The sequence below is a fragment of the Halorubrum sp. CBA1125 genome (assembly GCF_009742825.1).
Taxonomy (GTDB): domain Archaea; phylum Halobacteriota; class Halobacteria; order Halobacteriales; family Haloferacaceae; genus Halorubrum.
Window position 1 is genome coordinate 1 of the sequence record NZ_WPCE01000199.1, and the last position, 4,993, is coordinate 4,993.

General features: G+C 66.2%; 7 protein-coding genes. 4 read left to right on the forward strand and 3 right to left on the reverse strand.

The annotated features are described in order from the left end of the window. On the forward strand, positions 1-982 hold a 982-nt coding region (locus GJ633_RS13835; RefSeq protein ID WP_156589283.1), incomplete at its 5' end, for an MFS transporter. Between the two features lie 82 nt (positions 983-1,064). Here GJ633_RS13835 and GJ633_RS13840 read toward each other — a convergent pair. Then, positions 1,065-1,472: a nuclear transport factor 2 family protein gene (locus tag GJ633_RS13840; RefSeq protein ID WP_156589284.1), complete on the reverse strand. Its 408-nt coding sequence runs from the start codon at positions 1,470-1,472 to the stop codon at positions 1,065-1,067. Between the two features lie 434 nt (positions 1,473-1,906). Here GJ633_RS13840 and GJ633_RS13845 point away from each other — a divergent pair, with 434 nt between their 5' ends. Further along, positions 1,907-2,383, forward strand: coding sequence for a 50S ribosomal protein L11 (locus GJ633_RS13845; protein ID WP_156589285.1), 477 nt, complete (start codon positions 1,907-1,909; stop codon positions 2,381-2,383). A gap of 322 nt (positions 2,384-2,705) precedes the next feature. Continuing rightward, complete coding sequence (locus tag GJ633_RS13850) at positions 2,706-3,614, forward strand: NAD(P)-dependent oxidoreductase (RefSeq protein ID WP_156589286.1); 909 nt, start codon at positions 2,706-2,708, stop codon at positions 3,612-3,614. A gap of 80 nt (positions 3,615-3,694) precedes the next feature. Here GJ633_RS13850 and GJ633_RS13855 read toward each other — a convergent pair whose 3' ends face one another. Then, on the reverse strand, positions 3,695-4,417 hold the full coding sequence (locus tag GJ633_RS13855) for a DUF4013 domain-containing protein (RefSeq protein ID WP_156589287.1): 723 nt from the start codon (positions 4,415-4,417) through the stop codon (positions 3,695-3,697). A gap of 97 nt (positions 4,418-4,514) precedes the next feature. Here GJ633_RS13855 and GJ633_RS13860 point away from each other — a divergent pair, with 97 nt between their 5' ends. Then, positions 4,515-4,808 carry a transcriptional regulator gene (locus tag GJ633_RS13860; protein WP_156589288.1) on the forward strand — a complete coding sequence of 98 codons (294 nt, stop codon included), beginning with the start codon at positions 4,515-4,517 and terminating at the stop codon, positions 4,806-4,808. A gap of 34 nt (positions 4,809-4,842) precedes the next feature. On the opposite strand, the gene GJ633_RS13865 is transcribed toward GJ633_RS13860, so the two are convergent. Further along, the coding region (locus GJ633_RS13865) for a universal stress protein (RefSeq protein ID WP_197431350.1) at positions 4,843-4,993 on the reverse strand (151 nt) is incomplete at its 5' end.

Below are 4,993 nucleotides of genomic sequence, written 5' to 3' on the forward strand. Positions count from 1 at the left end.
CGCGTTCGCGGTCGCCCCGGAGACCTGGTTCGTCCTCGCACGGGTCCTCTGGGGCGTCGGCTCGGCCGCGGTGTTCGCGACCGCCTACACCATCGCCGCCGACGTCTCCGACAGCGGCTCGCGGGGCACCAACATGGGGGTCGTCCGCGGCGGCATCACGATGGGTTTTCCCGCCGGGCTGGTCCTCGGCGGCGTCGTCTCCGCGCTCGCCGGCAACGTCGCGGCGTTCGTCGTCGCGGCCGCGTTCGCGCTCCTCGCCAGCCTCGTCGCGTACCGGCTCGTCCCCGAGACGCACGTGACGACCGAGGGCGAGAAGCAGTCGGTCAAGCCGTGGGACGTCGACACCTCGACCCCGGCGGTGACCGTCGGGCTCGTCAATTTCGGGCTGATGTTCGCGTACATCGGGGCGCTGTTCGCCACGCTCGTGTTGTTCTTGGGCGAGAAGGACATCTCCCTCCTCGGGCTGGATCCGCAGGGGACCTCCGGGCTGTTCATGGCCGGCACCGTGGTCTCCGCGACCGTGTTCATGTTCGTCGGGGGCCGTGCCTCCGACGGCCGGGAGTCGCGGACGCCGATCCTCCTCGGGTTCCTCGTCGTTTCGTTCGTCGGGTTCCTCCTTCTGGCGCGGGCGGGCTCGACGCTCGACTTAGGGATCGCGTGCGTCTTCGTCGGGGCGGGACAAGGGGGGACGAGCGGCCCGATGATGGCGCTGCTGGCCGACCTGACCCCGGAGGAACGGATGGGACGGGCCTCCGGTACCAACAACGTCTTCGGCGACGTCGGCGGCGGGCTCGGTCCGATGGTGTCGCTGCCGCTCGTCGAGACCGTCGGGTTCACGCCGGTCTACGCGGCGTGTGCGGCGGTCCCGCTGGCGGCGGGGATCGCGCTCCTCGTCGGCGTCCGTCGGGAGACGGGAACGTTCGTCCCGGGGCGTGACGCGGACGGCTCGGCCGCCGAGGAGACGACCCACGCCGAGCCGTGAAGGGAATGGCACGAACCTGCGTGTGTGATCCGTTCGGAAAAAACGGTGAGGGGGCGTGTCGCTATCGATATCGGACCAGAGCTTACGCGCCGATGGCATCCCGCCAGAGGTACGTGTTCGTGTACTGGACGAACCGGGTTATCTCCCCGTCCTCAATGTCGTAGACGTGCGCGAACGGATTGTCGATGTCCGTGCCGGTCTCGCGGCCCCGCCCTCTGGCGGTCCCGAGAGCGACGACGGTGTCGCCGTCGGCGACGAAGCGGTCTACCTCGAGTGTGAGGTCCTCGAACTGCTCTATCACGGGGGTGAAGACGTTCTCGACGATAGCCTCGGGTCCACGGTGGGTGCCGCTGAACGGGAGGCCACTGGGTTCGGTCCACTCGATGTCCTCGGACATGATGGCCATGACGCTCTCGATGTCAGTATCGTTGAACGCGCGGTATCCCTCCTCAAGGAGCTCGACGTTTCTGGTGGCAGTTGCTTGTGACATTAGAATCACCAACGATCATATAGGACTCGTGAGGAGATATAGTTATGTGCGTGATTGTCACTCGGATCCGTAGGATTGATCGGTGTTTCAGGTGAGGTTTTCAAGTGAGGTCGAGCCGCTCGGCACGACGCAGGTCGTCGCCGCGGAACGTCCCCAAAGCCCCAGCCGCTCGGCGGTACGAACTGCGCGTGACCCCGGAGAACAACCGCCAAAGCCCCAGCCTTGTCGCCAGCGACACCGACCGCACAGTGGATCTCGTCGCTTCGATTGTCTCGACCGACTCGGATTGGGATACCCGCGGCTATGCGAACAGTTCCGTGATACCCTGCCCCGTCGTCTGGAGGTGTCTGACCCGTCGACGGCCGTATGCGAACCGCTGGCGCCCCCTGCCCGAAAAAACAACCGTTAAAAGTCGCCGCCGGGTTCGTACGGGTATGGCTGGAACTATCGAAGCGCTCGTCCCCGGCGGGCAGGCCAACCCCGGACCGCCGCTCGGTCCGGAGCTCGGCCCGACGCCGGTGGACGTTCAGGACGTCGTGTCCCGGATCAACGAGGAGACCGCCGCGTTCGACGGGATGGAAGTCCCGGTGACCGTCGAGTACGAGGACGACGGATCGTTCACCATCGAGGTCGGCGTCCCGCCGACGGCCGAGCTAATCAAAGACGAGGCCGGCTTCGAGACCGGCTCCGGCGAGCCGCAGAAGAACTTCGTCGCGGACCTGTCGATCGAGCAGGTGAAGAAGGTCGCCGAGCAGAAGTCGAGCGACCTGCTCGCGTACGACGTGAAGAACGCCGCCAAGGAGGTCGGCGGCACCTGCGCCTCCCTCGGCGTCACCATCGAGGGCGAGGACGCCCGGACGTTCGACGACCGCGTCGACGCCGGCGAGTACGACGACGTCCTCGAAGCGTAACGCGGCCGTCTACGGGACTTTTTGCGGTCGTTCGGGGATGCGGCTTTTCGACGCGGTTCGATTCTCACGGGTGGAGCCGACCGCATGGCGGCAACTCTGAACCGTCGATACCGTATCACCGATATCCCGGATCGAGAGCGTCACAGAACACGTCACGAGGAGTTGTTTTCACCATGTTGTATGTTCTTCAGTCCGTACTGCGTACACAGCGCGCCTCTGCTACTGTTCGAGACGTTCTTTCCAGACGAGTATTCAGGGGTGTGGGTCCCTCGCAACAAGGATTATACGGATAGTGACACAACTGTAGAGGGGTGAGCCATAGATGTCAGAGTTCGACTACGACGTCAATGTGGTGCTCGTAACGGGTGCGCTCGGGAACATCGGCCCCTGGGTCGTCGATCGGTTGGCCGACGACGGGACGCACGTGGTGGGCGTCGATTTCGACCGGCCGGCCGGACACCGAGTGAACGCCGATTTCTGGGCCCTCGACCTGACCGACCAGGGGACAACCTGGGAACTGGTCCACGACGTTGATCCGGACGCGATCGTTCACCTGGCCGCGATCTCGGACCCGGTCTACAATCCCGGCACGCGCGTCTTCGAGAACAACACCAAGAGCACGTATAACGTGCTCACGGCGGCCGGGCGAGCCGGTATCGACCTCGTCTGGACGTCCTCGCAGGCGGTCTATGGGGCGCTGTTTGCGGAATCGGCGTGGATGCCGGACTACCTTCCGATCGACGAACGGCACGAATGCCGGCCGGAAGACTCCTACGGGCTCTCGAAGGTCTGTTGCGAAGAGATCGCCGGGACGGTCGCCCGGCGGGACGACGTGTCAGTCACGACGATCAGGCCCGCCACGATCTTCGGTCCTGACCGGTCCCGAGCCCGGCCATCCGAAGAAAACGTCGACCTCGCGAGGGACGTGACCGGCGGTAACTTCGGCTCGTACGTCGACGTGCGTGACGTCGCTCGCATGGTCGAAGCCGCTCTGGCCAGCGAACACGAGGGCCACGAAGCGGTCCTCTGTGCCGCCGACGAAAACTACCTCGGTCGCCCAACGGCGGAACTCGTCGAGGCGATCTGTGGGGCGCTCCCCGACGAGTGCGAACTGGAAGGGAGACAGGCCGCGCTCTCGAATGCCAAGGCCGCCGATCTGTTGGGATGGACGCCGAAGTACCCCGACCCGACTCGGGACGCTGAGAGCATCTCCGAACCAACGTGGGTGTGATGGATACACTCTCTGTATTGAACGAGCCGATGAAGCGAAGAACGGGTATGAAAACGGTTGTGTGACACTCTCCGGATCCGCTACACCACGGGGCGCTCCGCGGGATCCGGCTCGGTCACCTCGGTCGCGACCGGGCGCACGTCGGTCCAGGTCCAGCCGAGGATAGCGGCCGCGGCGACGAACGCGTAGAACTGCACGAAGACCCCGGCAATCGTTCCCAGCACGGGGACCACGGAGAGCACGCCGACGGCGAGGGCGCCCGCGAGGACGACCGCGACCGCCGAGAGCCAGCCGGTCGCGTACGTCCGCTTCGTGACGACGCTCCAGAGCGTCCCGAGGGCGAAGCCGTCGCCAACGCGTCCCGAGTCGGCGACGGTGGCCAGCGCTGCGGGCGTCACGTAGAGGCCGACGAGCGAGACGACGAGGGCGGCGATCCCGAGGAGCAGCACGAGGATTCCCAAGACGAAGGATCCCATGAAGCTGCCGGCGCCGCCGCCCGGTGCCACGACGAACGCCCCGACGCCCAACACGGCGGCGACCGCGACGATCGCGAGCGGCAGCAGCGAGTAGACGAACGTGACGACGAACGCCTTCAGACCATCGACGAGGAGGTCCGCCCAGGTCTCGAAGACGGGCGGTACGTCGTCGCCGTCGGCGGTCCGTCGCACGACGCGGGTGAGGTACCCGAGCACGAGCACCGAAGGAACGACGAGCGGGCTCGCGAGGAGCAGGAGACCGCCGATCACGGTCGTGACGACGACGTCGTCGCCGTCACGGAGGTAGTTGAGTGACGCTGTTATCATGGCTGATCCCATGTCTCAACGCGCCGAGAGGTATTAACTTAGTACGGCGGTCTGCCGGGACGGCGCTTTTATCTGCGCACCGCGACGAGTCGCGGGCATGCCGGATCTCCACCCCATCGCGAAGCAGATCCACAACGTCCAGCCGCGACCGGTGCGGATCGAACTCGACACCGGCGAGACCGGTGTCTTCGAGTTCTCGTCGACGGAGTTCTTCCAGCGAGAGTTCCGCGGCGAGGGCGTCCGGACGGACGCCGACCGCGACGCCGACTTCCGGCTTATCTCCTCGGAGGACTACGAGCGGATCCTCCTCGGGCGATCGGGTCCGGACGAGGACAGCTGGTCGATGGTCGGCGAGATCGTCTCGGTCGAGCGCGCCCAGGAGACGGACTGAGTTCGGTGCGCTCGGCCGAACCGGGCCAGTAGCCTCAGCGGACGACCGTCACCGGGACCTCGGCCCGGCGGACCACGCCCTCGGCGACGCTGCCGAGCACGATACGCGACAGCCCCGTCCGCCCGCGGCTCCCCAACACGACGTGGTCGAACGGGTCGAAGGTGGCCTCGCCGTCGGCCGCCTCG

What these genes read in the sequence shown, in the direction of transcription:
- GJ633_RS13840 (WP_156589284.1), bottom strand. Translation starts at nt 1,472, where the DNA reads ATGTCACAAGCAACTGCCACCAGAAACGTCGAGCTCCTTGAGGAGGGA.
- GJ633_RS13845 (WP_156589285.1), top strand. Translation starts at nt 1,907, where the DNA reads ATGGCTGGAACTATCGAAGCGCTCGTCCCCGGCGGGCAGGCCAACCCC.
- GJ633_RS13850 (WP_156589286.1), top strand. Translation starts at nt 2,706, where the DNA reads ATGTCAGAGTTCGACTACGACGTCAATGTGGTGCTCGTAACGGGTGCG.
- GJ633_RS13855 (WP_156589287.1), bottom strand. Translation starts at nt 4,417, where the DNA reads ATGATAACAGCGTCACTCAACTACCTCCGTGACGGCGACGACGTCGTC.
- GJ633_RS13860 (WP_156589288.1), top strand. Translation starts at nt 4,515, where the DNA reads ATGCCGGATCTCCACCCCATCGCGAAGCAGATCCACAACGTCCAGCCG.